The following is a 23,288-nucleotide window of genomic DNA, read 5'->3' on the forward strand; positions in this document are numbered from 1 at the left end:
AAGTACAAGCTCTTTCTTAGGCTGTTTTATAATTAAAATTGTTTTTTTATCAAATATTATTTTTCCCCCATCTTAATTGCCTTTTCAGTGCAACTTTCCATAGCTGAAATTACTGCTGCCCTAAAATTATTCTTTTCTAAGGTATATACTGCCTCTATAGTAGTTCCTCCTGGCGAACATACATTATCTTTAAGTTTACCTGGGTGTTCTCCAGTGTCTATCACCATTTTAGCTGCTCCTAGCACCGCTTGAGCTGCCATTCTATAAGCCTTATCTCTTGGCATTCCTTGAAGTACAGCGCCATCTCCTAAGGCTTCAATGAACATATACACATAAGCAGGAGATGAGCCACTTACTGCAGGAACTACATCAATAAGATTCTCCTCTAATATTTCTATTCTGCCAAAGCTTTCAAAAACATTTACTACATCTTGCAATTCTTCTTTAGTTATATTTTTATTAGCACACAATGCACTCATTCCCTCGCCTACAAGAGCTGGAGTATTTGGCATAGTTCTTATAACCTTTGCAGAGGCTCCAAGGGTATTGCTCATATGTTCTAGCGTTATCCCTGCAGCTATAGTTACTATAACTACGTCCTTCTTTAAATATGGTTTTATTTCATCAATAATGTCAAAATATTTAAAAGGCTTTATAGCCAGTATTACTATATCAGAAAACTTTGCGACTTCCATATTATCTTTAGTTACTAAAATATTATATTCTTCTTTTACCTTATTTAAACTCTTATCTGATGGATTACTTGCTATTACCTTTTCACTAGAAACTAACTGTGATTTTACTATTCCACCTATCATAGCTTGAGCCATATTGCCGCAACCTATAAATCCTATTGTTTTATTCATATAAACACTTCCTCCTAAGTTATTTTTTAAAATAATACTAATTATATCATTAAATGGCGCCTACAAATAAAAAATAAATCAGCAGGTTAACCTATTTTTTTATATTAATAAAATACACTATTATGGAATAAATTTCATAATAGTGGTTATATTATGAATGAATATATTTATTATCAAGGACAAAGTAATAAATAATTATTTTGTACTCTTGAGCAATACAAGGAGGTTTATTCAATGTCACATAAAGATAACAAAAACAGCAAAGATAATAAAAAGGCTAATCCAAAAACAAAACAAGAATTATCTAAAATGAGAATGGAAACTGCAAATGAAATTGGAGTTTCTAAAGAATCTAAGAAATTAGGAAAAGAAACAGAATAACACTCTACACTCTAAAAGGGAGATGCCTTAAGACATCTCCCTTTTACTTTATTAAATAAAATTATAATTGCGATTTTATTACTCTTTAATATGATTTAATCTTTATCTTTCCTCCGCCATAAAATATAATCCTAATATTTCTGGTCCTGTATGAGACCCAATGGCTGTACCCACATAGTTTAAAATGACATCCTTAACATTTCCATTCTCGCGAATCAAAGCCTCGAGAGTTAATGCTTCTTCAATACAATCACCATGACCTATTGCAATAACTTGTGGTATATTGGGATTTGTTCTTTCTTTAAATTTTTCAGCTAAGGTATTTATTGCCTTTTTTCTTCCTCTACATTTAGAAAAAGGAGTTAGCCTTCCCTCATTGTCCATAAACAAAACGGGTTTTATATTTAACAATGTACCAACAGTTGCAGCAGAGCTAGATATTCTTCCACCTCTTTTTAAATGATTTAAATCATTAACTGTAAACCAGTGGTTAATCTTAAGTTTATTTTCCTCAATCCAAGTAACTATTTCTTGTTTAGTATTCCCGCTCTTTAACATTTCATAAGCATAGTAAACTAAAAGTCCTTGACCAAGGCTTGCACATTTACTATCAATTATACTTATATCTGCCTCTGGAAAGTCTTCAAGTGTAGTTTCTCTTGCTATATTTGCACTATTTATAGTTCCTGATAATGCAGAAGACATAGCAATATATATAATAGATTTTTCTGCCGATGCATACTTGCTAAACACCTCTACATATCTTTGGCTATTTATCTGTGAGGTAGTAGGCATTTCTCCTTGTCTTAGTGCATCATAAAAGTCCTTACGAATAAAATTTTTCCCGAAGTCATCCTCTATTGCTTTCCCTTTAAAATTACATACTAAACCTATGGGTACTATATTTTCTTGTCCAATATAATCTAAAGGTAAATCGCATCCTGAATCTATTACTAAAATTATCTCACTATGTGTTTTACTCATAACTCAATTCCCCTTTGCCCTTCTGATTATTCTCCTCTCTATTATGTATGATTTATCCATACACTTCAATACCAAAAAAAAGAAAAGTATATATACTTTTCTTAAACACACTAAAATCAACCACATTAATTATTCTATTAACCTATTATTCACTTTAAAACTATTATTTATTCTACTACTTTGCCAATTTTTCTAAATTTATAATATCTTTTGGTAAGCAATGATTCTATAGGTTCACTTATTAATCTATTAATTGACTCCTCTAAATTACGCTTAATACTTAATGCCATCTCATCTACATTAGTATGTGCTCCCCCTAGGGGCTCTTTTATAATTCTATCTATTATTCCAAAATTAATTAAATCTTGAGCTGTTATTCTCATTGCATTTGCGGCTTCTTTAGCCCTGCTTGCATCTTTAAATAATATACTAGCAAAACCCTCTGGTGATAAAATAGAATAAATTGCATGCTCTAGCATCCAAACCTCATCCGCTACCGCCAGCGCTAAAGCTCCACCACTTCCGCCCTCTCCAATAACTATTGAGATTACTGGTGTTTTTAAATTTGACATTTCCATAAGATTTCTAGCAATTGCTTCCCCTTGACCTCTTTCTTCTGCACCTAGTCCACAATATGCTCCTGGAGTATCTACTAGGCAAATAACCGGTCTTTTAAACTTTTCTGCCTGTTTCATAAGTCTTAAAGCTTTTCTATATCCTTCTGGATTTGGCATCCCAAAGTTTCTCTTTATATTTTCCTTGGTGTTATTTCCCTTTTGCTGAGCTATTACAGTTACAGGAATACCATTAAGTCGTGCAATTCCACCTACAATAGCAGAATCATCCCCATAATATCTATCTCCATGTAGCTCCATAAAGCAGTCAAAAATTTTATTTATATAATCAAGAGCAGTAGGACGTTCCACAAGCCTTGCAATACTTACTTTATCCCAGGCAGTTAAATTTTTATAGGCTTCCTTTTGCATATTATAGAGCTTAACTTCCATCTGTCTTATTTCTTTTCCTAAATCCATATTTTGCTCTGTTGCCAAATTTTTAAGTTCATCAATTTTACTTTTAAGTTCATACATGTGTTTTTCAAAAGGTAAAGTTCCCATAAAATCGCCTCCCTATGTGTTACTTTTATCACTCTATATTAGCTATGAATGAATTTTCAGTATCTCAGTTAAGGTATCCTTCATAGCTCTTCTATCCACTACCTTATCTATAAAACCCTTTTGAAGCAAGAATTCAGCCCTTTGAAAGCCATCCGGTAATTGCTGCTTTATTGTTTGTTCGATAACTCTTTTACCTGCAAACCCTATTAGTGCATTGGGCTCAGCTATTATTATATCTCCAAGCATTGCAAAACTTGCTGTAACTCCACCAGTAGTTGGGTCTGTAAGAACAGTTATATAAAGGCACCCTTTAGCATTATGTCTTGCAATAGCAGCACTAGTTTTAGCCATTTGCATTAGAGAGTATATACCCTCCTGCATCCTAGCTCCCCCGGAAGCTGTAAATATAATAATTGGCTTTTTAGCTTCTGTGGCACTTTCAATAGCCCTTGTAATTTTTTCTCCAACAACAGAGCCCATGCTTCCCATCATAAAATTACTATCCATCACCGCAATTACCGTATGTTGTCCATTTATCTTTCCTTCTCCAGTTATTACAGCTTCATTTAATGATGTTTTGTCTCTTAGAGCTTGAAGTTTATCTTCATATCCTTCAAAATCTATAGGATTAGCTGAGATCATATCCTTATCGTATTCTATAAAAGTTCCACTATCTATAGTATAATTTATTCTTTCTCTGCATCCAATCCTAAAATGGGTTCTACAATTTTCACAGGTCATTATGCTATTCTCTAAATCCTTACTATAAAGAATCTTTCCACAGGTTTCACATTTAACCCACATTCCTGAGGGAATATTAGGTTTTTTCTCACCATTTTCATTTTCTAAATTTTTAACCTCAATATATCTACTTTTTTTAAATATACGTTTAAACTCAAACATATAACTGCCCCTTTCTAAAAGCATACCTACACTACAATTTAAAGCATGGGAAATAGATACCCACACTTATATTATAAAGCTTTTAGCTAATAGATTCCAGTATGCATTTAGCTACTTTTTAAAGATTTTTAAATTCTTTGCTAATGAAGCTAGTATCAAAGTTTCCACTTATAAAATTTTCATTGTTTACTATTTTATATTGGAAGTCTATGTTAGTATCCACACCTTCGATTATAAACTCACCCAAGGCCCTTCTCATTTTATATAGTGCTTCTTGTCTATCTTTTCCATGTACAATTAGTTTCCCAATCATGGAGTCATAGGTAGGCGGAATTTTGTAACCTTGATATGCCGCACTATCAATCCTTACCCCATTTCCACCAGGAAGGTGAAGTGATTTTATCTCACCTGGACATGGCATGAAGTTTTTATTTGGATTTTCAGCATTTATTCTACATTCAATAGCATGCCCCTGAATTTTTATATCCTCCTGTTTATAAGGAAGCACTTCTCCCGAAGCAATCAATATCTGTGCTTTAACTAAATCTACCCCAGTGACCATTTCAGTTATTGGATGCTCTACCTGTATTCGTGTATTCATCTCCATAAAATAGTAATTTCCATACTTATCTAATAAGAACTCTATAGTTCCAGCATTTTTATAATTAATAGACCTAGCCGCTTTAACCGCAACCTCACCCATCTGTTTTCTAAGTTCCTGCGTCATTGCAGCTCCTGGAGCCTCTTCGATTACTTTCTGATTCCGCCTTTGGACAGAACAATCCCTCTCGCCAAGATGAATAACATTTCCATGCTCATCTGCAAGTATTTGGAACTCTATGTGTCTTGGTTCTTCTATAAATTTTTCCATATACATTGTGTCATCACCAAAAGCTGTTTTTGACTCAGTTTTAGCAGTGTTGTACGCGGGTATTAGATCTTCTACTTTTGTAACAACTCTTATTCCTCGTCCCCCACCACCTGCTGAAGCTTTTATCATTACAGGGTATCCTATTTTCTCAGCTGATTTTAAAGCATCTGTTTCAGAGGATAACTCTCCATCTGACCCAGGTACTACTGGTACTCCAGCCTTTATCATCATTTCTCTTGCCTTTAGCTTATTACCCATATTATCGATATTTTGAGAATCCGGCCCTATGAATTTTATATTACATTCCTCACACATCTGTGCAAATTTACTATTTTCAGATAAGAAACCGAATCCAGGATGAATTGCCTCCGCACCTGTAAGCACTGTAGCACTTAAGATATTTTGCATATTCAAATAACTATCCTTAGATTTAGCCGGTCCTATGCATATAGCCTCATCTGCCATTTGAGTATGAAGTGCATTTTTATCTACCTCGGAATATACTGCAACAGTTTGAATACCCATTTCATGGCACGCTCGAATTATTCTTACCGCTATTTCGCCCCTATTAGCAATTAATATCTTCTTAAACATATTATTTACCTTCCCTGCACTTAAAATTATTAATTGAGCCCTACTGCAAATGTAATTTCAGCTTCTGCAACCTTTTCGCCATTTACTGTAGCTACTGCCTTTCCAATTCCAACAGGCCCCTTCATTTTGATTATTTCTACCTCAAGTCTTAGCACATCTCCTGGAACAACTTTTTTTCTGAATCTAGCTTTATTAATTCCACCAAAGTACGCAATTTTACCTTTGTAATCTTCCATACTTAAAAGTGCTACGGCTCCAACCTGTGCAAGCGCCTCAATTATTATCACTCCTGGAAGTACAGGTTCAGTAGGGAAATGTCCTTGGAAGAAATACTCATTCATAGTAATATTCTTATACCCTACGGCTCTTTTTCCTGGTTCTAGTTCCTCTACTTTATCCACGAACAAAAATGGATATCTATGAGGAATAATCTCTTGAATTTGTTTTATATTCAAAGTAGTACCTATTGTATTTTCCATATTATGCTTCCACCTTTCACTCATATAAATCAGTGGACAGATTTTAATCCTCGGTTGGATTTGCCTCCACTATTTTTTACGTATTTTGAATAATGGCTGTCCGTACTCTACCATATCTTCATTTAAAACTAATACTTCTACAATTTCTCCATCTACTTCACTTTCAATTTCATTCATAAGCTTCATAGCTTCTAAAATACAAAGTGTATCTCCTTTTTTAACCAAAGAACCAACTTTTACGAAATTCTGTGATTCATCACTAGGTGAAGAATACATAGTTCCAACAATAGGTGATTTAACTACAAATAGATTTTCCTCAGGTATTATACTAGCTTCATTTTCTATATTGCTTTGTATTTTTTCTTCAGACCTTTGATTTATAGCTAAACTTTCTCTATTTACTGATTCGTTAATAACTGATGTAGCCAGGGCAGTAGGTGCAGGAATTCTTTCTACTATTAACTGCTGCTCTTTTTTCTCCATCTTTATTCTGATACCCTCTGTCTCAATTTCAAATGATGTAAGCTGTGAATCACTAACGGTTTTTATTAGCTCTTGAATGTTTTTATAATCCATAATTATTTACCATCCCATTTTTTAAGCAATATAGTAGCGTTGTGACCACCAAAGCCTAGTGAATTAGACATTGCATATTTAAGCTCTTGCGTGCGACCAATGTTTGGAACGTAATCTAAATCACACTCTTCATCTGGAACCTTATATCCTATAGTTGCTGGAACAAAAGACTCTTCTAAGGCTTTTATACATACTATAGCTTCTATAGCTCCTGATGCTCCAAGCAGGTGTCCTGTCATAGACTTTGTTGAACTTATAGGTATTTTATATGCGAATTCTCCAAACGCAGATTTTATAGCTGCTGTTTCAAACTTATCATTATATGGAGTACTTGTTCCGTGTGCATTGATGTAAGATACTTCTTCGGCTTTAACATCGCCATCTTTAAGTGCCATTACCATTGCTCTTGCTGCTCCTTCACCGTCTGGTGATGGCGAAGTTATATGATAAGCATCACAAGTCGCTCCGTAACCCTTCATCTCTGCATATATTTTTGCATTTCTTTTTTGTGCATGCTCTAAAGATTCAAGTATAACTATACCTGCACCCTCTCCCATAATAAAACCAGACCTCTCTTTATCAAAAGGAATGGATGCTCTTAGTGGATCTTCACTTTTGCTTAAGGCTGTCAGCGACGTAAACCCCGCTAGCGCCAGTGGAGTTATTGATCCTTCTGCTCCTCCAGCTATTATTATGTCCGCCCTTCCATCTTGAATCAAGTGGAAAGCGTCTCCTATGGCATTAGTTCCTGTAGCACAAGCCGTAACTACACTAGTACACATACCTTTAGCGCCATACTTTATTGCAATGTTTCCAGCTGCCATATTACCTATTATCATAGGTATTAAAAATGGTGAAACTCTATTTGGTCCTTTTTCCATAAGTTTCCTATGTTCTTGCTCAATAGTACTAAGTCCACCTATTCCTGAACCAACTACTACCGCTAATCTTTCACTGTCTATAGCTTCTAGGTCAAGTCCCGAATTTTTAACAGCTTCATCAGCTGCAACCATTGCATACTGACAGAATTTATCCATTTTTCTAGCTTCTCTTTTATCTACGGCAACTGTTACATCAAAATCCTTAACCTCTGCGCCCAACTTACATTTAAATTCTGAAATATCAAAAGACTTAATTACATCTATACCGCAAGTACCTTCTTTTACATTATTCCAAAAATTAACTACATCATTTCCTATAGGAGTAACTGCTCCCATACCTGTTATAACAACTCTATTTTTCATAACTTGAACCCTCCTTTAATTATTACCTTAAAGTATTTAATCACCTAGAGGTGTTTTATCGCCTAAAGGTGCTGTATTAACTGTTTTTGCTGCTACATAACCATTCCACCATCTACGCTTATAACCTGACCTGTTATGTATGAAGCTTCCTCTGAGGCTAAAAATGCTACTGCATTTGCCACATCTTCTGGCATGCCAAGTCTCTTTAATGGAATAGTGTCCATTATAGCCTCTTTTACCTTAACTGACAAAGCCTCAGTCATGTCTGTTTGAATATATCCTGGTGCTACTGCATTACACGTAACCCCTCTACTTGCAAATTCCCTAGCTACGGCCTTAGTCATGCCTATTATGCCTGCTTTTGCAGAGGAATAATTTACTTGGCCTGCATTTCCTGTAAGCCCAGACACTGAGGATATATTTATTATTCTGCCACTTCTTTGTTTAAGCATTATTGCTGATACATGCTTTGTACAATTAAAAGCACCCTTTAGGTTGATATCTATAACGCTATCAAAGTCCTCTTCCTTCATTCTCATTAAAAGACCATCTTTTGTTATGCCAGCATTATTAACTAAAATATCTAAGCTTCCGAATTCTTCAATACATTTTTTCATCATATGCTCTACATCACTATAGCTACTTATATCACACTGAACCGCTAGAGCTTTAGCTCCTAACGTTTCTATTTCTTTAACTACTTCCTGTACTGCGTTTGCGCTGTTTCTATAATTAACAACTATATTTGCTCCAAGTTTTGCTAGCTTTAATGCTATCGCTCTTCCAATCCCACGACTAGCTCCTGTAACTACTGCTGTTTTTCCTTTTAACATATATCTGTGCTCCTTTGCATCTTTTATAGTAACTTTGCTTCTTACGAAGCTCCTGCTTATTAATAAATAGAACCACTTAATTAGTTTTACTACTTGAGCAATTCTAATGTTTAAGTAGTTGTACTGCTTTATTTAAAGATGCTATATCTTCTATATTCACTATTGTAAGTTTTCTATCTATCTTCTTAACGAAGCCACTTAATACCTTACCTGGTCCTATCTCTACGAAGGTATCAACGCCATCTCTTATCATATTTCTTATAATTGTTTCCCATAAAACAGAACTCATAACTTGAAGCTTTAAATTAGCTTTTATATCATCCACTGTCTTAACATAATCGCCAGTAACATTTGTCATCACTGGAATCGTAATGTCTTTAAGGTTTATATTTTGTAGTTCAATTTCTAATTTATCCCCTGCGGGTTTTAACATTGAAGTATGGAAGGGTGCACTTACAGATAAAAGCATTGCTTTTTTTGCACCTTTTTCTTTAGCCTTTTCGCAAGCAAGTTCAACTGCTGCTATTTCCCCGGCAATTACTATTTGTCCCGGGCAATTAAAATTAGCAATTTCTACTATGCCAGAAGTTCTAGCTTCAATACAGGCCTGCTCAACAAAATTAGCTTCTAGCCCTATTATAGCTGCCATAGTTCCTATTCCCACAGGCACTGCTTGTTGCATGAATCTTCCACGCTTTTTAACAAGTTTTACGGCATCTTTAAATTCCATAGCTCCACTGCAAACAAGTGCTGAGTATTCTCCAAGACTAAGTCCTGCAGTTACATCACATTTTACACCCTGCTGACTTAATGCCATAAGTGCTGCTATGCTAGTAGTTAAAATAGCGGGCTGTGTATTCTCTGTAATATTTAGCTCCTCTTGCGTACCTTCAAAACAAAGTTTACTTAATTCAAAATCAAGTTCCTTATCTGCTATATTAAATATATTTTTGCAAACCTCTATATTATCAAATAATTCCTTGCCCATTCCAATATATTGGGCTCCCTGTCCGGGAAAAATAAAAGCAGTTTTACTCATAATTTCCCTCCTTAAATAACTTATTTATATGAAATAATAATATTTTCTTTTATATAAATTTTCTAATAGCTACTTCTGCCTCTGTAAACATTTCTTGTATAATATCCTTGCAACATTGTTCTTTCTTTACTAGGCCAGCAATTTGTCCTGCCATGACAGATCCCATATCTGTATCGCCTTCTTTTGCTGCTCTTGGTAAACATCCTCGTCCTAATTCCTCTAAATCCTCTATAGGAGCATTTTCCTTTTCAAGCTTTTGAAATTGTCTTGATAGCTTATTTTTTAAAACCCTAATAGGATGCCCTGTAGATCTCCCTGTAACCACGGAATCTATATCCTTTGCAGATAATACCTTGTGTTTGTAATTTTCATGTATAGTACATTCATTTGCTACTAAAAACCTTGTTCCCACTTGAACTCCCTGTACTCCAAGCATAAAGGCTGCTGCAACCCCTCGTCCATCACCTATGCCTCCCGCTGCAATTACAGGAATATTAACTGCATCAACAACTTGAGGAACAAGTGCCATAGTTGTAAGTTCACCAATATGACCTCCAGATTCACAGCCTTCTGCAATAACTGCATCCGCTCCAGCTCTCTCCATACGCTTAGCAAGACCCACAGAAGGTACCACTGGTATTACTTTAATTCCATGTGACTTCCAAAGCTCCATATACTTACCTGGGTTTCCAGCTCCTGTAGTAACCACTTTTACGCCTTCTTCACATACAAGATGTGCGATTTCTTCTGCATTCTCACTGAGTAGCATTATATTCACACCAAAAGGTTTATCTGTTAACTTTTTTGCTTTTCTAATTTCATCTCTTATATAATCAACTGGTGCATTAGCAGCTGCTATAATTCCTAGTCCCCCTGCATTAGATACTGCAGAAGCTAAGCTACTATCCGCAACCCAAGCCATTCCACCTTGTATTATTGGATATTTTACACCTAAATCTTCAAAAAATACAGAATTAAACATTTTACCCCTCCTTGATTCCTAAATCATGTAGTTAGGGTTAGATAATTATAGAAAAAAAGCATATATTACTAAAACTACATTTCATGTAATATATACTTTTTTACCGTACTGAAGGAAACTAAATTTTAATATACTTAGTAGTTCAGCTCTCTAATTATCTAACCCAACAATTCCTATTATTTAAGTTTAGCTTCTATATATTTAACAATTCCCTTTACATCCTTAATGTTTTCAATATCTTCATTAGGTATTTCAATTTCAAAAGCTTCTTCAAGTGACATTACAATCTCAAATATTTCAAGAGAATCTACACCTAAATCATCCGCAAAATTTGCTTCCATTGTAACCTCTGCTTCGTCTAACCCTAATTGATCAACTATTACTTTTTTAACTTTTTCAAATACCATTATTAATTCCTCCTAATATTTTATTTGCTTATTGTCCATTCTATTAATGAAGCTCCGTAGGTTAATCCACCGCCAAAGCCTACAAGTATAATTTTATCTCCAGCATTCAATAAATTTGTTTTATTCATTTCGTCTAAGGCTATTGCTATACTTGCTGCTGAAGTATTTCCATACTTATCTAAATTCACAAAGAATTTATCTTTGTCAGCTTTTAATCTTTTTACAACAAAATCTATTATTCTGAAATTTGCTTGGTGGCAAACTACATACTTAATATCATCTAATGTGTAATTATTTTCTTTTAAAATTTTATCTATGCTACTTACAATAATATTTACTGCAAACCTAAAAATTTCTTTGCCATCCATATCTATCTTTGCTTTAAAATCTACTTTTCCCCTTGAAAATGTGTTTATCACATCTACAGTTGGGCAAGTTAAAAGATCAAACTTCTTACCTTCTGAAGCCGAATCCACAGAAATAATTCCTCTTTTAGTCCCTACCTCAATTACTGCTGCTCCTGCACCATCTCCAAAGAGTATACAAGTGTTTCTATCTGTCCAATCAACAATCTTTGATAGTACCTCAGCTCCTATTATTAAAGCCCTTTTGCGGTCACCTGTTTTTAAAAATTGCATTGCGATATTAAGGGCAAATATAAATCCCGTGCAGGCTGCTGATATATCAAAGGCCATAGCACTGTCTGCTCCAATGTTCCCTTGAACTATACATGCAGTGGCTGGAACAAATTGATCTGGGGATGTACTGGCAACAATTATCAAATCTATATCTTCCGGTTTAACATTTGCATCCTTTAATGCCTCTAAGGCAGCTTTTGTGGCGAGGTCTGAAGTATTTTCACCTTGGGATATATGTCTCTGCTTGATACCCGTCATAGAAACTATCCATTCATCCGAAGTATCTACAAGTTCCGACATTTGTTGATTAGTCATTATGTTTAGAGGAGCATAACTTCCTGTACCAATTATTTGTACCTCATTCATTGCTTAATCGCTCCTTTCATTAACCTTATAATTTATATTTTTCCTTGAAGAAATTATTTAATTTTTCAAGAGATTTTATTAATACCTCTTCTTCATCATTATTCAGACCATCTATAGTTGAGTGCACCATTTCAGAATGAAATTTGTCATGTATTCTATAGGCTAGCTTTCCTTTTCTAGTAAGGGCAATCATCACTGATCTTCTATCTTCTTCCCCTCTTTTTCTATCTACATACCCTTTTTTAAAAAGTTTATTGATAGCTGTAGTAAGAGTACCTAAAGTTATTTTAAGATCTTGGGATACTTCTGTCATAGTTCTATATTCATACATTCCTATGGCATCAATAGTATGAATTTCTGTTATTGATAGATCATTAAGTACCCCTTCTTTAAGTGCCTTCTGCTCTATTTGCAATATATCACTAAATGTCTCTACTAGAAGTTCATTGACAACGCTAACCGATTTACTCATGTTTATCCCCATTTCCCGTACTTTGATTTTCAAATGCTTTGATAGTCAAAGTATATCTTCGGATGAGTTATTTGTCAATATTTTTTCCACAAATATAAAAAAATTACTTTTTAATCTAAATTTTCATATTTTAGGTAACATTATAAAACACTTTCTGCTTCTGTCACTAGTTCACTCATAAGTTCTTTAACGGTCACTATTTTATCTACTTTATAAGCGTTACTTCCAACAAAGATAAGTCCCTTATCCAAATTACCTTTTACTGCTTGTATTAAGGCTTCTGTAATACAATATGGGGTTTGCCTTGGATCACAGTCCTTTATGCATAAATAGCATTTATCTACTTTGCATCCCTTTTCCAAGACGCTTTCCATAAACTTATTGTTTATAGCTCTTCCTGGCATTCCTACAGGGCTTTTCACTATCTTTATATCTTCTTCTTTTGAATTAATATATGCCATTTTAAATTCTAAACTAGCATCACATTCCTGCGTAGCCACAAATCTAGTAGCCATCTGCACCCCCGCTGCACCAAGTTTTATAAACTCGGAAATGTCCCTTCCAGTATAGATTCCACCAGCAGCTACTACAGGAATTTTTTTGTTATACTTTTCTTCAAAAGGCTTAATTGCTTCAATAACCTCTTTAACTATATCTTTTAGATCTTGAGTTTTCTTTTCTATTAAGGCTTCCATGGAAAAACCAAGATGTCCACCTGCTTCAGGTCCTTCAACAACAATTAAATCTGCGGCACAATTATCTTTCCTATCCCACATTTTTGAAATAACTATAGCTGCCTTTGCTGATGATACTATAGGTGCAAGCTTTGCTTTGAAGTCTTTAGCTATTTTAGGTAAATTAAGTGGAAGTCCTGCACCAGATATTATTAAATCTATGCCTTCTTCTAAAGCAGTTCTAGTTATTTCCTCATAATTATTCATAGCCACCATAATATTTATTCCTATAATACCATTAGGACTTAATTCTCTAGCTTTTCTTATTTCATTTCTTAATGCTCTTTTGTTTGCTTCCTTTGCATTAGTTGCAAAGTCTTCTTCATTATACCCAATTTGAGCAGTAGATATTATCCCTATCCCGCCTTCATTTGCAACAGCTGATGCAAGACCTGAAAGAGATACTCCTACCCCCATACCGCCTTGAATTATAGGAACACTTGCTATTAATTCTCCAATTTTTAAAGGAGGTAACTTCATAATTATCCTCTCCCTTTACTTTGATTTTCAAATAGTTTGATAGTCAAAGTATATATATTTTTATAGTATATGTCAAGGCAAAAATATTTATAACTTTTATAAATTTTTTTTAATAATAGAGTTTTATATTTCCATACTTATTAGTATTTACTATATTTAAAAAATTATTTATTTTAATGAAACAGTTTAATATTTACGTTGTTATTAGTAATTATTGTATTATAATGAAGTTGATACGATTTATCATAATAAAAAATATTGGATTTTTAATATATACAAAATATTTGAATTAGAAATAAAAATCCCGCAGAAAGGATGAATTTATTTGATTCGTACCATAGCTATTACAAAAGACTTAAAGCTAATTTGTGATTTGCCTTTAGAAACTTTATCAAAGGACAATATAATGTGGTATTGGATGGATTTTAATAACCCTAACCAAGAAGAAATATCCTTATTAGATAATTACTTTCATTTTCATCAATTATCCATAGAAGATTGTGTTTTTTCATTAAATAGCCCTAAATTAGATTATTATGATGACTATAATTTTTTTGTGCTTAATTCTTTAAATCAAGATACTTTAGATCCAGTAGAAGTCTCTCTTTTTGTAGGCAATAAGTACATCGTATCTTATCACGATTCTGAATTAAATGAACTAGATGAAGCCTGGCAGCGAGCAAAAACTAATAAAAAAAATTGGGATAAGGGGCCTTCTTATATTGCCCATCAAATATTAGATAAGATAGTTGATTCCTTCTTTCCGGCTATTAATAAAATTCAAGACAAATTAGATGAAATCGAAAATAACGTTAAAAAGAAGCCAATTCACACCTTGATGGATGAAATTTTCGGATTAAGAAGCGATTTATTAAAGCTCCGAAGAACAGTAAACTCTATGCGTGATTTATTATATAGAATATTAAACTCTGAGCGACTTATAGGATTTCATGAACATAAATTATATTTTTCTGATATTCATGATCACTTAGTTAAACTTTCGGATATGGTAGCTTCTAATAGGGAAATGACATCTGATATGCGTGATAATTATTTATCCATAAATTCAACTCGTATGAATAAAAATATGATGGTTTTAACTGTTATAACAACTATATTTATACCACTGACATTTATAGTAGGAATTTACGGTATGAATTTTCAAAACATGCCTGAGCTAACTTGGAAGCATGGTTATTATGTGGTTTTGTTAATCATGGCTATTATTGCAACACAAATGTTTCTATGGTTTAAACATAACGGTTGGTTTGATATGTAGCTTGTTTTTTATAAAATTATAAAATTGTCTATATTTATATGTTCAAGTTACAAATAATAGGTTAAAATGTAATTAAATTAAATTTATATATTATCCCAAAATACACCTACATATTAGAAATGGAGTGTGAAATATGATGAAAATGAAGAAAGCTATCAATTGTGAAAGTTGTGGAATGCCTTTGAATAATGATGAAAAATATGCTGGAACTGAAGCTGACGGTAGCTTAAGTGAAATATATTGCCGTCATTGTTATGAAAATGGTAAATTTACTTTGCCTGATATTACTATGATTGAAATGAAAGAAATTGTAACTAATAAAATAATAGAAATGAAGCTACCTAAATTTGTGGCAAAATTCTTAACAAGAAATACTTATAAACTAAAAAGGTGGAAAACTGAAAAACCAGCTAAACCTACTTCAAAGAAGCCTAAAAAATAAAGTGTTGCTTTAAGTTATATGAAAATATAGCTTAAAGCAACACTTTTTATATGGTTAGCCTTTGAAAGTAAAATGAGTTGCACTCTTTACCCAAAATTCTTATAGGTATAAAATAACTCCTGAATAAATATATTATAAGATAAATAGTTAAAGTGTTTATTTTAATAGGGCTCTATTATAAATAATAATAGAAAGGAAGATAAGATATGTTTAGTATATTTAAGGTAAAAGGTGAAAAAAACATTATCGCTCTTATTATTAGCGTTTTACTAGCAGAAGGAATAGGGTTTTTAAGTGGTTTTTTAAGTACGACCGCCTCTAGTGATTACGAAAAATTCAATAAACCTCCCTTTTCACCCCCTGGATGGGTTTTTCCTGTAGTCTGGATAATTCTATTCTTTTTAATGGCTGTAGCTACTTATAGAATTTGGATGAAAGGTAAATCCGGAGAGGATGCACGCAAAGCGCTAGTCTTATATGGTACACAGTTATTTTTCAACTTTCTTTGGTCCATTATATTTTTCAGGTTTAGACTCTATGCAATAGCTTTCTTAGAATTACTTCTATTAATAGTATTCATTCTTTTAACTACTTTTGAGTTTCATAGGATAGATAGGCCTTCCTCTTATCTTATGATCCCTTATATAGCTTGGGTATCCTTTGCCGGAGTTTTAAATTATACTATATGGATGCTGAATTAAGGATTTTCACTTGTAATCTGACAAAGTGCCCCATAGTTCTAGACGATTAAGCACAGGATAAACAGAATTAAATTTCACATAAATAGGTGCTTTGTATAAAAAAAGATTGTTTTTAAAAAGCTCCCTATCTCCATAAACAATTGCCTCTATCGCTAAAGGGAGCTCTTTCACAAATATATCATTGCGTAAAGCTGCCATTACTGAGTTCTTCTCTTTATCTACCATAACGTAAACCATTAAGGCATAATCATCATTAGCCATACTCCATTCCGCTAGCACTTCATCCCTCTTATCAGTAATTTTATCATAATCATATTTTGCTGCACTTGTCAAAAATAACTCTTCCGTAATATCTGAATGAGTAAGGGTATATTTTCTAGGAATAACCAGTTTTGTTTCACTTGTCATAGCGCCAAAATTAACTTGTAGCTTTTCAGGATTTAATTTTTTCAAAGCTTTCCCTCCACAATATAAATACACTATGTATATTATGAAGTTAAGTGTTGTTATGTTCTTTAATCCACCATATTATCATCTGCCATAAAATCTACATCAACATTCTTCTCCCTAAGCTTATTAATATAAATCACTGCACACCTAAAAGTCTTTTTATTCTTTGGATTTTCTTGTCTCACTGAAAAATTCACAGGCTTATTGTAGCATTTACAATACTGCATATTACTTAATTGTTTTTTAAAACTACTCAGTGGCAACACCTCATGAGTGACATTATGCTCTCTACAGTACTTTACAAACCGATCATAAAAGGATGTATAGTTAAGGCGAAGCACAAAATCTCCATCTGAATCCAGCACTGCATCATAGTCGATATTCCTTGAAAGTTCATTATTAGCTGCCATACGATTCATAGTTTCGAAATTTTGTTCTATAACTGTTTTATTGGAAGAGCCACCATCTAACAAGTCCTCATAAGCCCCCCTTTCTATTGATGAAATAATCTCCTTCATAGCAAAACCTGTGCACTCTTGCATATTTAAATCTAAATCATCAAATACCTTCTTAAGTAAAGCTATACCAATCATACAGTTAGCTATAGAGTTTTTAACCCTGTCATTTTTAATATCATTACCAATGGCTTTTTCAAAAATTGCACTATGAACTTCTTTGATTTTTTCTTCTTCCATTTTTAAGCCCTCCTTCAAAAGACTTGCTCCAAGTTTATTAAGTAAAATAGATTTTTCCTTTAATTTTTCTAGACTTTCTTTAGTTACCTCATCAAAATAGTAAGTTGCAAATATAACTCTAAGGCTCCTTCCTACATTAGCAGTTTCCTCTATGCCTACCTCTCCGGACAAAATCACTGAAGCTCTAGGAATAAAACATCTATTTTTCTCTAAGGTGGCTACCCCTTTTATGCCCTTGTAGTTATCATAGGAATTTCTCATAACCCCTGATATTAAATCCACCTTATACTTACCTATTATGTGAGGCTTGTACTCTTCTAAAATAAGAGGTATAAAATTACTGCTACTGGCGGTTTTGTTTAAGGCAAAGTATGTGCACTGTGCCGCATTTAATATTCCATCTTCCATGCACAATATAGGCGTAATAACATACTTTACAGCACTACTTTTACCACTACTGCTCTCACCTTCTATTAAAAGATGATTATATTGAATTTTATTGTTTTTAAGCTTTTCTTTCAGACACAGGCCACATACATAACCTAATATGGCTGAAGTATTTTTCAATATACTAAATTTGAATAAGTACGGTGCAATTGTTAAAAGCTCCTGTTTTGTTATAGCATCATTCTTTAGGATGTTAGTATTAAGTTCCGCATATTGATTTTGCATAACTATATCCATCGTGGCCCTTCCATCAGAATTTAAAGCACCATGCTCTGACACGAAGCACCATTGATTATTACGCCTATGAAAACCACTGAAAGTAACACCCTTCCTTATATCACCTTACCACTTTCATCATTATCAGGTAGGATTACTATATTAGCTCTGCTCAAAGAAGCAACATAACCTGCACTATAAGCTGAAAACCCCCTAGCTCCAAAAGCAGTGGTAGTTGCAACTTGTCCTAACTTGAAAATCTCATCTGCACATTTCTCTCCTTCTACAAAGAAAATAATCTTATCATTTTTAATTCCCTCTAAAACCTTTGGTAGCTTATAAATAACATGTCTTGTAGCCTTTATTCCAAAGCTCCAACTACTATTATCTTTAGTATAAGCCATGAAATCCTTCTTTCTTTTGCCTTTATCTATCCACTCTCGTCTACAAATCTTATATAATATATTTTCCTGTTCATCCTCATAGTAATAATTAGCTACAATTTCCTTATGACGTTGTTTCGGTTCAAAATTGTCACGTTTAACGGTAGCTTCATGGTCTTCTGTTGCAATTTTAATATTATATTTTGTGCTTAAAAATTTCACAGCATTATGGAATCCCTCTATCCCATCTTTATACTGGACAGCTGTTAAAATATCACCTTTAGCTCCACAGCTAAAGCAGTTCCAATACCTGCCACGGCTTCCTGGTACTATGGCTGCACTTGGATCCTCATCCTTATGGCTATGAGCGCCCTTATTAAAACAAGTAAATTTTCTATTTTTATTTTTACTACTATGTTCCATTACGTAATCTCTTAAATGATCCTGTATTTCGCTTATACATCTTTCTGTAATTTTGCTTCTCATAAATTTTCGAACCCCCTAATTACTTTTGTATGGCTTATTTTTAAGCATTAATTTTAGAATAATTTTTTTAAAAAGCATCAAGTACTATTAATGAATTACATTTTCAGTAAACATATATGCCCTTGTGCTGGATATTTGCCATAAAATTATGAATTAATTACGAAATTATTCTAATTACAGTAAACTTGTAACTAAATTTGAGATATGTAATTAGCTGAGTACATTGTTATATAAGGCTTTATCATTAATTCATCTATTGCATTACAAATGCAATCATGGGGGTATGCACTGTATTAGAGTTTTTTAAAGTTTAATTTTCACTTATGTAGGAAATTTTTTAAGCCTATATTAATAAGGTGTTTTTGTGTTTTTGTGTTTTTGTAATATATATGTATATCTATGTTCTAATATAGATATCTTAAGGGTTTGTGTGAATTACAAGATGTGGTAATAAGTTGAAATAAATTGTTATGGGGCGGTAATTAGTATGTTTATTCGGTAGTTTGGTTGATAATAGAAATTAATGGCAGTATAATGAAATATATGTAATTTAAGGGTTATGATGAGAAATAGGACAAACTAAAATCTTATGTAGTGAGAGGGTATTCTAAAAATGAGGGTGATAAGTTCAGCTAGAGTCGTATTACACGACACCAACGTCGGGAATCCAGCTATATTTTATGAATAAACAGACATTGGTGTCGGCAACACGAAACGTTAGGCGTAATTTTTTGATAAACAAAGTTACAGTTTTAAAAGTTTTTAGATTTGGTTTTATTGAGACGTAACTGTAAGATATTGAGCATTAACGCATATTAATATCTGACAATGAATGAAAAAACAAGCATGAAAAAAGTATCATTTAACGATTGCGGAATAAGTTTTATATAATCTGAAAAGGAGGTTGTAAATTGTCAATTAAAGAAATTAATGGCTTTATGTTTTATGATTGGAATGAAATATGTATTGTAATTGAAGATACTCGAATAAACGAATATGTAGAATACATAAACAAAAGTGATTTGAAGGCAATTGGAATTAATGATTTTTATTACAAGTTGAGGGATATGGATTTTCTTAATGAATGTCCTAATGTGGATGAAGTCAATATTATTAGTCCTCTTTTAAGAAACTTCGATGGACTATTAAAATTAAAAAATCTTCTGCGATTAACTATAAACGAACATGAGGGTGGGGAATTAGATATTTCTAAATTATATAAATTAGAATATTTTATGGGTGATTGTAACAAATACCTAAAAGGAGTAGAAAACGCTGCAAATTTGAAGACGTTAAGCTTATCTAAATATAATCCCAAAAATAAAAATATAGAGGAATTATCTAAGCTATGTAACCTGGAACTTTTGCAAATTGTTCAGACCCAGATAACATCTATTAAAGGAATTAGGAATCTCAAAAAAATAAATCGACTTGAAATTTTCAGAGCTCCAAAATTAGAATATATCGATGAAATTGAGGAGATTTCTGATAGTCTTAGAATTCTAAGCTTTGGAAAGTGTAAAAATTTAAGAAATCATGAATATGTGAAATGTCTAAAAAATTTGGAATCGCTGACTTTTAATGAATGTAGAGAAATACCATCAATAGATTTTATAAGGGAAATGCCAAAATTGAAAGACTTTATTTTTGTAGACACAAATGTTATTGATGGAGATTTGTCGCCGTTAATTGGATTTGAGTACTCAGGTTTTTTTGATAAGAAACATTATTCTCATAAATTTAAGGAATTGAACGATAAAAAATATTGGTAATAATTCAAGGCATAAAAAGAGCATATGATGAATTAATGTTTATAAATAAAGTTAGTGCATAAACTTCTTATATTATGAAACAAATTTAAAGACAAATAAAGTGTAGTGCAAAAACTACGCCTAACAATGCACTGATAGTGGTCAAGTCTTCGAAGAAGCCAAAGCACATTCCTTAACCAAGCCAAGTCTGGCTAGGTTAAGAAACGCCTTGAGTGCGAGACGTTAGAGGAAATAGTATAATAATGAAAGTTTTAATTCCGCATTAAGTTTTTAGTATAAAATAGTTGAAAAATATTATGAAACAAGCATTGTTCATAAAGAGGTGTGAATAGAAGTATGAATATAAAAATAATATCTTCTGAAAACAGAAAACAAATTAATGATTTTATTAGCTCACATTGGTTTTCTGCTGATATGGTTGTCAGAGGCGAATTAGTTGATATGACTATATTGGATGGTTTTGTTATTTATGATGAAGAAACAATTATTGGATTAGTTACATATAGAATTAAGGTCAATGAGTGTGAAATTATGTCTTTAGACAGTTTAAGGGAAAGACAAGGAGTTGGAATCGCTCTTGTGAATAAAGTTATTCAAACAGCAAGTAAGATGAAATGTATGAAAATAAAATTGATTACAACAAATGATAATATAAATGCTATACGATTTTACCAAAAACGAGGATTTGATATGGCAAATCTATATCATAATGCAGTGGATACCTCGAGAAAGTTAAAACCATCCATTCCTTTATTCGGAGATTTTAATATACCTTTAAAGCATGAAATTGAATTTGAAATGGACTTGATTAAGTAGTTATCATTTTCAAAAAGTAAATTTACAACATTCTTATATGATAAATAAAAATCGAGGAGAAAATTGGTGTAGTAAACGCATAAAGTATTGAGAAAATATACTACTTCCTCTAACAAAATACTCCAGTCTGGAGTACGAAACGTTATATGAAATTCCTGCATCAGGCCTCACGTCCTGCGCAGATTGCGCAAGCAGGGATTTGAGGGACTATTTTCATTATTATTATATATTATGATAATTACTAAAATAAATTTTTAAATGAATAGGGGGTAATTAATTTGGACAAACATATGATTGGTAGGTGTGGAACATACTGTGGTGTTTGTGAGTGGAGAGAGAAAACAAACTGCTCTGGTTGCCAAAAATGTAATGGTAAGCCATTTTGGGGAGATTGTTCAGTTGCAAAATGTTCAATTGAAAGAGAAATTAATCATTGTGGACATTGTTCTGATCTGCCATGTGAAGTATTAGTAGCTGCTTATAATACACCAGGGCACGAGGACAATGGAGAGAGATTATTGAATTTGAAGAATTGGGCAAGTGGCAAAGAGGAGTATTTAGAATTAAGAACTTTGAAATCAGAAGACAAATAGAAATTCATTAAGTATCACAAGCGACTAATAAGAGATAACAGATTATATATACTTTATATAATCTATTAACATAAAGATTGCAACTGTATAAAGGGTGGATTTGATGATCCGTCGTCCGTGATGGCTTCGGCTTCGCGGGGCAAGGAACTTCATATAACAATGCACTCAAGTTCGTTTCGGCTTGAGAATACAGCCAAAGCACATTCCTTCGCCAAGCCAGGTCTGGCTAAGGCTCAAGAACGTCTTGAGTTCAAAACGTTATACGTAATTTAGAAGTAAAAGAGTGCTATATTATAATTTTTTTAAAAATGTTTTCAATGACATAATTGTAGATAATGGCGAAGTGATGATTATTTATATTAGGTCGAGGTGTTACAACTATATACCACTACAAGTTTTTATTACTATACAACTTAATTTGGTGGTTTGTGCAAATATTATTTCTAGACCCAAAAGAGGAGATGGTTTTGTGAGTATTTTTTTACTAAGACATGGAGAAACAGATTGGAATACTATTGATAGGCTTCAAGGACACACAGATATTCCACTAAATGAAACAGGAAAAAAGAAGATTGAACAAGTTGCTTTTATCTTCAAAAGAAACATTGGTGATATTAACTATATTGTATCTAGCCCTCTATCTCGTGCCTATGAGAGTGCGTTGATTTTTTCAAATAGTATTGGTTACAAAGGAGAAATAATAATTGATGAATTGTTTATCGAGAGATCTTTTGGTTTAGCGGAAGGGTTGTTACAAGAAGAGATTAAATTAAAGTTTCCCAATTTTGCCGTCCCTGAAATGGAGCACGAAAAGAATGTTTTTTCAAGAGCATTACAAGGCTTAAATTACTACGATAGCATATATTCTGATGTAAATATATTAATTGTAACACATGGTGCTGTGTTAAAGACATTAGTAGATAATCAAATAGCAGATATCAACATAGTAAAATCTGTCCCAGGTGGACTATTTAAAGTAGATTTACGAAATGGAGAGTATCAGATTAAAGAAATTAAGGTTCTATAAGTCAAACAGTTCGC

26 protein-coding genes are annotated in these 23,288 nt (G+C 32.9%); 8 read left to right on the plus strand and 18 right to left on the minus strand.

The features are described 5' to 3' along the window. Positions 1–56 precede the first annotated feature (56 nt). On the minus strand, positions 57–866 hold the full coding sequence (proC, locus tag G9F72_RS25620; protein WP_164957210.1) for a pyrroline-5-carboxylate reductase: 810 nt from the start codon (positions 864–866) through the stop codon (positions 57–59). A gap of 234 nt (positions 867–1,100) precedes the next feature. Between proC and G9F72_RS25625 the strand changes: the two genes are divergently transcribed. Further along, complete coding sequence (locus G9F72_RS25625) at positions 1,101–1,247, plus strand: small, acid-soluble spore protein, alpha/beta type (protein WP_124998663.1); 147 nt, start codon at positions 1,101–1,103, stop codon at positions 1,245–1,247. Between the two features lie 102 nt (positions 1,248–1,349). Here G9F72_RS25625 and G9F72_RS25630 read toward each other — a convergent pair whose 3' ends face one another. The 14 genes from G9F72_RS25630 to G9F72_RS25695 form a co-directional block, all read right to left on the minus strand. Further along, positions 1,350–2,231, minus strand: a complete 882-nt coding sequence (locus tag G9F72_RS25630; protein ID WP_164957211.1) for a DegV family protein — start codon at positions 2,229–2,231, stop codon at positions 1,350–1,352. Between the two features lie 167 nt (positions 2,232–2,398). Further along, on the minus strand, positions 2,399–3,349 hold the full coding sequence (locus G9F72_RS25635; protein ID WP_187356058.1) for an acetyl-CoA carboxylase carboxyltransferase subunit alpha: 951 nt from the start codon (positions 3,347–3,349) through the stop codon (positions 2,399–2,401). Positions 3,350–3,391: 42 nt separating this feature from the next. Further along, complete coding sequence (accD, locus tag G9F72_RS25640; protein ID WP_187356059.1) at positions 3,392–4,252, minus strand: acetyl-CoA carboxylase, carboxyltransferase subunit beta; 861 nt, start codon at positions 4,250–4,252, stop codon at positions 3,392–3,394. A 118-nt stretch (positions 4,253–4,370) separates the two neighbouring features. Then, positions 4,371–5,717 carry an acetyl-CoA carboxylase biotin carboxylase subunit gene (locus G9F72_RS25645; RefSeq protein ID WP_164957212.1) on the minus strand — a complete coding sequence of 449 codons (1,347 nt, stop codon included), beginning with the start codon at positions 5,715–5,717 and terminating at the stop codon, positions 4,371–4,373. A gap of 29 nt (positions 5,718–5,746) precedes the next feature. After that, positions 5,747–6,196 (minus strand): 3-hydroxyacyl-ACP dehydratase FabZ, encoded by a 450-nt coding sequence (fabZ, locus tag G9F72_RS25650; RefSeq protein WP_164957213.1) that lies wholly within the window; start codon positions 6,194–6,196, stop codon positions 5,747–5,749. 69 nt (positions 6,197–6,265) lie between these two features. Continuing rightward, entirely contained in the window at positions 6,266–6,772 is a 507-nt protein-coding gene (gene accB / locus G9F72_RS25655) for an acetyl-CoA carboxylase biotin carboxyl carrier protein (RefSeq protein ID WP_164957214.1), read from the minus strand. Positions 6,773–6,774: 2 nt separating this feature from the next. Beyond that, positions 6,775–8,016 carry a beta-ketoacyl-ACP synthase II gene (gene fabF, locus G9F72_RS25660; protein ID WP_164957215.1) on the minus strand — a complete coding sequence of 414 codons (1,242 nt, stop codon included), beginning with the start codon at positions 8,014–8,016 and terminating at the stop codon, positions 6,775–6,777. A gap of 92 nt (positions 8,017–8,108) precedes the next feature. Further along, complete coding sequence (gene fabG, locus G9F72_RS25665; RefSeq protein ID WP_164957216.1) at positions 8,109–8,849, minus strand: 3-oxoacyl-[acyl-carrier-protein] reductase; 741 nt, start codon at positions 8,847–8,849, stop codon at positions 8,109–8,111. 103 nt (positions 8,850–8,952) lie between these two features. Continuing rightward, complete coding sequence (fabD, locus tag G9F72_RS25670; protein ID WP_164957217.1) at positions 8,953–9,888, minus strand: ACP S-malonyltransferase; 936 nt, start codon at positions 9,886–9,888, stop codon at positions 8,953–8,955. 49 nt (positions 9,889–9,937) lie between these two features. Beyond that, complete coding sequence (gene fabK / locus G9F72_RS25675; RefSeq protein ID WP_164957218.1) at positions 9,938–10,870, minus strand: enoyl-[acyl-carrier-protein] reductase FabK; 933 nt, start codon at positions 10,868–10,870, stop codon at positions 9,938–9,940. A 176-nt stretch (positions 10,871–11,046) separates the two neighbouring features. Beyond that, a complete protein-coding gene (gene acpP / locus G9F72_RS25680; RefSeq protein ID WP_164957219.1) occupies positions 11,047–11,277 on the minus strand; it encodes an acyl carrier protein in 231 nt (76 codons plus the stop codon). Between the two features lie 20 nt (positions 11,278–11,297). After that, positions 11,298–12,281, minus strand: a complete 984-nt coding sequence (locus G9F72_RS25685; protein WP_164957220.1) for a beta-ketoacyl-ACP synthase III — start codon at positions 12,279–12,281, stop codon at positions 11,298–11,300. Positions 12,282–12,306: 25 nt separating this feature from the next. Further along, positions 12,307–12,753 (minus strand): MarR family winged helix-turn-helix transcriptional regulator, encoded by a 447-nt coding sequence (locus G9F72_RS25690; RefSeq protein ID WP_164957221.1) that lies wholly within the window; start codon positions 12,751–12,753, stop codon positions 12,307–12,309. 140 nt (positions 12,754–12,893) lie between these two features. Then, a complete protein-coding gene (locus G9F72_RS25695) occupies positions 12,894–13,967 on the minus strand; it encodes an NAD(P)H-dependent flavin oxidoreductase (RefSeq protein ID WP_164957222.1) in 1,074 nt (357 codons plus the stop codon). A gap of 325 nt (positions 13,968–14,292) precedes the next feature. Between G9F72_RS25695 and corA the strand changes: the two genes are divergently transcribed. The 3 genes from corA to G9F72_RS25710 all read left to right on the plus strand — a co-directional run bounded on the left by corA (position 14,293) and on the right by G9F72_RS25710 (position 16,389). Next, positions 14,293–15,246: a magnesium/cobalt transporter CorA gene (corA, locus tag G9F72_RS25700; RefSeq protein WP_164957223.1), complete on the plus strand. Its 954-nt coding sequence runs from the start codon at positions 14,293–14,295 to the stop codon at positions 15,244–15,246. A 133-nt stretch (positions 15,247–15,379) separates the two neighbouring features. Further along, positions 15,380–15,688 carry a zinc ribbon domain-containing protein gene (locus tag G9F72_RS25705; RefSeq protein WP_202054848.1) on the plus strand — a complete coding sequence of 103 codons (309 nt, stop codon included), beginning with the start codon at positions 15,380–15,382 and terminating at the stop codon, positions 15,686–15,688. 206 nt (positions 15,689–15,894) lie between these two features. Continuing rightward, the gene (locus G9F72_RS25710) at positions 15,895–16,389 is read left to right on the plus strand and encodes a TspO/MBR family protein (RefSeq protein WP_164957224.1); all 495 of its coding nucleotides are present in this window, start codon (positions 15,895–15,897) and stop codon (positions 16,387–16,389) included. A gap of 6 nt (positions 16,390–16,395) precedes the next feature. Here the strand turns inward: G9F72_RS25710 and G9F72_RS25715 are convergent, their stop codons facing one another. The 3 genes from G9F72_RS25715 to G9F72_RS25725 form a co-directional block, all read right to left on the minus strand. Continuing rightward, complete coding sequence (locus tag G9F72_RS25715; RefSeq protein ID WP_164957225.1) at positions 16,396–16,842, minus strand: staygreen family protein; 447 nt, start codon at positions 16,840–16,842, stop codon at positions 16,396–16,398. Positions 16,843–16,904: 62 nt separating this feature from the next. Continuing rightward, positions 16,905–18,218 (minus strand): hypothetical protein, encoded by a 1,314-nt coding sequence (locus G9F72_RS25720; protein ID WP_164957226.1) that lies wholly within the window; start codon positions 18,216–18,218, stop codon positions 16,905–16,907. Between the two features lie 95 nt (positions 18,219–18,313). Then, complete coding sequence (locus tag G9F72_RS25725; RefSeq protein WP_164957227.1) at positions 18,314–19,066, minus strand: CHC2 zinc finger domain-containing protein; 753 nt, start codon at positions 19,064–19,066, stop codon at positions 18,314–18,316. 911 nt (positions 19,067–19,977) lie between these two features. On the opposite strand from G9F72_RS25725, the gene G9F72_RS25730 reads away from it, so the two are divergent. The 4 genes from G9F72_RS25730 (at position 19,978) to G9F72_RS25745 (ending at position 23,274) form a co-directional block, all read left to right on the plus strand. Further along, positions 19,978–20,838 (plus strand): hypothetical protein, encoded by an 861-nt coding sequence (locus tag G9F72_RS25730; RefSeq protein WP_164957228.1) that lies wholly within the window; start codon positions 19,978–19,980, stop codon positions 20,836–20,838. Between the two features lie 336 nt (positions 20,839–21,174). Beyond that, on the plus strand, positions 21,175–21,654 hold the full coding sequence (locus G9F72_RS25735; RefSeq protein WP_164957229.1) for a GNAT family N-acetyltransferase: 480 nt from the start codon (positions 21,175–21,177) through the stop codon (positions 21,652–21,654). Positions 21,655–21,932: 278 nt separating this feature from the next. Further along, a complete protein-coding gene (locus G9F72_RS25740; RefSeq protein ID WP_224676252.1) occupies positions 21,933–22,247 on the plus strand; it encodes a DUF3795 domain-containing protein in 315 nt (104 codons plus the stop codon). A gap of 469 nt (positions 22,248–22,716) precedes the next feature. After that, the gene (locus G9F72_RS25745) at positions 22,717–23,274 is read left to right on the plus strand and encodes a histidine phosphatase family protein (protein WP_164957230.1); all 558 of its coding nucleotides are present in this window, start codon (positions 22,717–22,719) and stop codon (positions 23,272–23,274) included. Positions 23,275–23,288: the final 14 nt, after the last annotated feature.

The organism is Clostridium estertheticum, assembly GCF_011065935.2.
Lineage (GTDB): Bacteria > Bacillota > Clostridia > Clostridiales > Clostridiaceae > Clostridium_AD > Clostridium_AD estertheticum_A.